Genomic DNA, 3,260 nt, shown 5'->3' with positions numbered 1-3,260 from the left:
AGACCGGTGGATCAGGGCTGAGGCGCCGCTGGGCCCGGCCCACCGACCGGCCGCGCCGGACGATCGCTCCGTCAGCCGCGCTCCGTCAGCCCCTGCCCGTCACCCGCTGTCCGTCGGCCGCTGCCCGTCGGTCAGGGAAGCACGGGCGCGTCGGCGGGCCGCAGGTCGGTCCATCCCCGGGCACGTGCGGCGGCGGCGGCGAGCACGCCGATCACGGTCGACGGGTTGTGGAGCCGGCCACCGAGCACGGCGGTGGCCGCCTCGTCGAGCGGGACCCATCGCACGGGCATCCCGTGCTCCTCGGCCTCGCGGGTGTGCCGCTCGGCCTCCGGCACGGCACGCAGGTCGCGCGCGAGGAAGACCCTCAGAGCCTCGTCGCTGCCGCCGGGGCTGCTGCGGTAGTCCACCAGGGTCCACCAGCTCTCCGCGACGAGGTCGGCCTCCTCCGCCAGCTCGCGCGCGGCGGCCGCCTGGAGCGGCTCCCCCGGTACGTCGAGCAGGCCTGCCGGCGGCTCCCACAGCTCCTGGCCCACAGGGTGCCGGTACTGGCGCAGGAGCAGGACGCGGTCCTGCTCGTCGAGCGCGACGACGGACACCGCACCCGGGTGGCGCACGTACTCGCGCCGGACGGTGCCCGCGTCACCGAGGTCGACGGTGTCGCGGACCACGTCCCAGATCATCCCGGCGTGCAGCAGCTCCGTGCCCGTCACCGAGCGTGGCGCCGCGACGTCGGACGGCGCGGCGGCCTCGGACGGTGCGCCGACCTCGGCCGGCCCGCCGGCCGCCATCACGCCTCGCGCTGCGCGAGCGCCGCAGAGACCAGCCCGGCGAAGAGCGGGTGGGCCCGGGTGGGCCGGGACCGGAACTCCGGGTGCGCCTGGGTCGCGACGTAGTAGGGGTGCACCGCGCGCGGGAGCTCGACGAACTCCACCAGGCCGAGCTCCGGCGAGATGCCCGAGACCACCAGCCCGGCCTCCTCGAGGTCCCCGCGGTAGGCGTTGTTGACCTCGTAGCGGTGACGGTGCCGCTCCGTGACGCGCTCGGTGCCGTAGGCCTGCGCCACGACCGAGCCGGGTGTCAGGACGGCGTCGTACGCGCCGAGGCGCATCGTGCCGCCGAGGTCGCCGTCGCCCTCGACGATCGCCTTCTGCTCCGCCATGGTCGCCACGACCGGGTGGGACGTGGCCGGGTCGAACTCCGACGACGACGCCCCGGCCAGGCCGAGGACCGTCCGGGCGTACTCCATGACCATCACCTGCAGGCCGAGGCAGATGCCGAGCGTCGGGACCCGGTGCGTCCGCGCCCAGGTGAGGGCCCCGATCTTGCCCTCGACGCCCCGGACCCCGAACCCGCCGGGGACCAGGACCGCGTCCACGCCGCCCAGCGCGCGCTCGGCACCCTCGGGGGTGTCGCAGTCGTCCGACGCGACCCAGCGGATCCGGACGCGGGCGTCGTTCGCGAAGCCCCCGGCGCGCAGCGCCTCGGTCACCGAGAGGTAGGCGTCCGGCAGGTCGATGTACTTGCCGACGAGCGCGACCTCGACCTCGTGGGTCGGGTGGTGCACCGCGTGCATGACCTGGTCCCAGCCGTCCCAGTCGACGTCGCGGAACGGCAGGTCCAGGCGCCGCACGACGTACGCGTCCAGGCCCTCCGAGTGCAGCACCTTGGGGATGTCGTAGATGCTCGGCGCGTCCGCGGCGGTGACGACGGCCTCGGTGTCGACGTCGCACATCAGGGCGATCTTGCGCTTGGTCGAGTCCGGCAGGTCGCGGTCCGCCCGGAGTACGAGGGCGTCCGGCTGGATGCCGATCGACCGCAGCGCGGCCACGGAGTGCTGGGTCGGCTTGGTCTTCAGCTCCCCGCTCGGCCCGATGTACGGCACGAGCGAGACGTGGAGGAAGAACACGTTGTCGCGGCCCAGGTCGTGGCGCACCTGCCGCGCCGCCTCGAGGAACGGCAGCGACTCGATGTCGCCGACGGTGCCACCGATCTCCGTGATGATGACGTCGACCTGAGGACCGGCCTGGGCCCGCATCCGGGCCTTGATCTCGTCGGTGATGTGCGGGATGACCTGCACCGTGTCACCGAGGTACTCCCCGCGCCGCTCCTTGGCGATGACGGTCGAGTAGATCTGGCCCGTGGTGACGTTGGCCTGCGCGCTGAGGTCGACGTCGAGGAAGCGCTCGTAGTGCCCGATGTCCAGGTCGGTCTCGGCGCCGTCGTGCGTGACGAACACCTCGCCGTGCTGGAACGGGTTCATCGTCCCCGGGTCGACGTTGAGGTACGGGTCGAGCTTCTGCATCGTGACCCGGAGGCCTCGGGAGCGGAGGAGGCGGCCCAGGCTCGACGCCGTCAGACCCTTCCCCAGGGAGGAGGCGACGCCTCCGGTGACGAAGATGTGCCGGGTCGTCTGGTCCGACCGGCCGGAGAGTCGATTCGCGGCTGCCACGGGCTTCCACACTACCGGACGGGGCCGCCCCCTCGGTCCGGACGCGCGGACGGCGGACCGGTCGTCCCGCCGACGTCGCCCCGAGCGGCCCGGTAGACGCGGTCGAGCTGGTCCAGCGTCGCCGCGAGGTCCGGCAGCTGCGCGGCCCGCCGTCGAGCACGGTGCGCCAGGTCGGCCCGCCGCTTCGGGTCCTCGACCAGGGCGTCGACCGCGGCAGCGATCCGGGCGGCGTCGGGCTCGACGAGGACCGCGGCGTCCTGCGTGACCTCGCGCGTGCCGCCGACGTCGGTGGCGACCACCGGCGCGCCGAGGGCGAGCGCCTCCTGGATCCCGAGCGGCTGACCCTCCCAGCGGGCGGTGCTGACGACGACGTCGGCTGCCGCGAGGAGGTCCGCCACGTCCTCCCGGCGCCCCAGGACGCGGACGGGCAGCCGCTGGCTCGCGGCGCGCCCTTCGAGCTCCCCCTGCAGGGGCCCGTCCCCGGCCACGAGCCAGAGGATGCCTTTGGACCGCAGGGCACCGGCGGCGTCGGCGAGCAGGTCGAGCCCCTTCTGCGGGGCGAGCCGGGCGACCGTGAGGAGCAGGACGACGTCGTCGCCCACACCCAGCGCCGCCCGGGTCAGCGCCCGCGGGCCCGCCACCGGCAGGGGCGGCGCGGGGACGAGGGCGCGCTCGGCACGCCGGGCGCCGCGGGACTCCGCCCGGGCCACGAGGTCGCCCGAGACACCCAGGACGACGTCGGCGCCACGGCCGACCACCTGCTCGAGGATCCCCGCCACGGCCCGGACGCCCCGCCCGCCCACGGGCAGGT

Annotated in this window: 3 protein-coding genes; all 3 read right to left on the bottom strand. The window is 74.9% G+C overall.

Translation table 11 applies throughout. The annotated features are described in order from the left end of the window. Positions 1-131: 131 nt before the first annotated feature. Complete coding sequence (locus tag N866_RS10695; protein WP_034226226.1) at positions 132-788, bottom strand: NUDIX domain-containing protein; 657 nt, start codon at positions 786-788, stop codon at positions 132-134. After that, positions 788-2,449, bottom strand: coding sequence for a CTP synthase (locus N866_RS10690; protein ID WP_034226229.1), 1,662 nt, complete (start codon positions 2,447-2,449; stop codon positions 788-790). Before N866_RS10690 ends, N866_RS10695 begins: the two co-directional genes overlap by 1 nt. Before the next feature lie 11 nt (positions 2,450-2,460). Further along, positions 2,461-3,260: glycosyltransferase (locus tag N866_RS10685; protein WP_162177311.1), on the bottom strand; the 800-nt coding region annotated here is incomplete at its 5' end.

Source organism: Actinotalea ferrariae CF5-4 (genome assembly GCF_000603945.1).
Taxonomy (GTDB): domain Bacteria; phylum Actinomycetota; class Actinomycetes; order Actinomycetales; family Cellulomonadaceae; genus Actinotalea; species Actinotalea ferrariae.
The sequence above is the reverse complement of the archived record's forward strand: the minus strand, read 5'-3'. Positions and strand labels throughout refer to the sequence as shown.